Genomic DNA, 1,441 nt, shown 5'->3' with positions numbered 1-1,441 from the left:
CTTCTCTATTCGGCGTGTTGAGGTCAAGCGCTTTCGAGCTTTCCGCTCGGCTGGTGATTAACGTCTTTCGCGGGCCCTTGCTTCTCTTCGGGATCGGCTCTTTGGCCCTCCCATTATGGGATCAGTAGAATGAGGCGGCCCAATCTGTTGCGCGTCCTGACCGCGATGATGCGATCGATACAAGAACCCAAGCGAACTCACCTCATCCATCGTCCCGCGAAGGACGTCTTTCCACCGGCAGGCGGAACTTTATCATCTCCTTCCCGTCAGTCTGTTCAGACAGCTGCGGACATGCTTTCCCTTGTCCAGCGAAATTCGGTGCCATCGCTCCACATGCGATGCATGATCACCGCCAGCCGGCGTGCGAGTGCAACGATGGCCTTTTGCCGTCCGCGCCGTTTGGCGACGTTCATCGCCCAGGCTTTCAGCCATGACCATTTCTTCACCCGGCTCAACATGACCTGGGCCGCTTCGTAGAGCAGGGCCCGCATCATGCCATCACCGCACAGGGAAACGCGACCAACGCGATGGCTCTCGCCAGATTGGTTGAGCACCGGCGTCAATCCCAGTGCCGGGCCGACGGCACGGGAGTTGCTGAAGCGCGCCGGGACATCGATAGTGCTGGTGAACGCAAGCGAGGTAACCGGACCGATACCGGGAATCGTCATCAAACGTCGGCAGGTCTCGTCTTCCCGGACGATCGACAGCAGCTTGCGGTGAAGAGCCGTGAATGTTTCTCGCAGCTTTTGCCGTGCCGCCAGCAAAGGCTCCATGATCTCGCCGAGGTCCGGTGTATCGTCAACAAGCTCATGGATACGATCGTCGAACCCTACCGTTCCAACGATGCCAACCTTGAGCCCAAAGTTGCGCAGCAAGCCACGGATGTCGTTCTCGATGGCGATGGCTTTTTCCTGCAGCAATTTGCGGGCTGTCAGCAGCGCCCGGCGATGCTGGCTCGCCAACGTCTTGACATGCACGGGCCGGAACAGGCTGACCCGCATCATCTGCGCGATGCCGCGCGCATCGTTACGATCGGTTTTGTTCACCTGCGCTTTCAGGAATGCCTTCGCATGTCGGGTCTCAATGCAAGTCGCCGGCAAGCCCGCCGCCGCCAATCCGCTGAATAGCCATTGCGACAACGGCCCGGCTTCAAGTCCGATCCGAACGAATTGCCACGCGGGATTCTTCAAGGTTTGAACGAGGTCATCCGGGTGGCTGGGGACTTTGATCTCGCGGCAGATCGTACCCGCTTCGTCCAGGACGCATATCGAGATCTCTTTTAACGAGACGTCCAATCCGGCATAATGTTTCATGCTGCGCTTCCTTTCCTGATGCTTGTGGCTGTTCCAAACAGACCACGTTTTATCATCAGCTCGAAGCGCAGCACCCCTGCATCCAACCTCCGGGGATGGGCTCAAGCCGAATACCCCATCTGTTGCAA

The 1,441-nt window shown here is 58.4% G+C and carries 1 protein-coding gene; it reads right to left on the bottom strand.

Going from position 1 to position 1,441, the window contains the following annotated elements; all coding sequences use genetic code 11:
• Positions 1-275: 275 nt before the first annotated feature.
• On the bottom strand, positions 276-1,313 hold the full coding sequence (locus tag FJQ48_RS12830) for an IS110 family transposase (protein WP_094574516.1): 1,038 nt from the start codon (positions 1,311-1,313) through the stop codon (positions 276-278).
• Between the last annotated feature and the right edge of the window lie 128 nt (positions 1,314-1,441).

The organism is Ochrobactrum sp. CGA5, from assembly GCF_006345815.1.
Classification (GTDB): domain Bacteria; phylum Pseudomonadota; class Alphaproteobacteria; order Rhizobiales; family Rhizobiaceae; genus Brucella.
Note: the sequence above shows the minus strand (reverse complement) of the source record. Positions and strands in the feature narration are given on the sequence as shown.

Coding starts and splice junctions, on each gene's coding strand:
- FJQ48_RS12830 (WP_094574516.1), bottom strand. CDS start 1,313: ATGAAACATTATGCCGGATTGGACGTCTCGTTAAAAGAGATCTCGATA.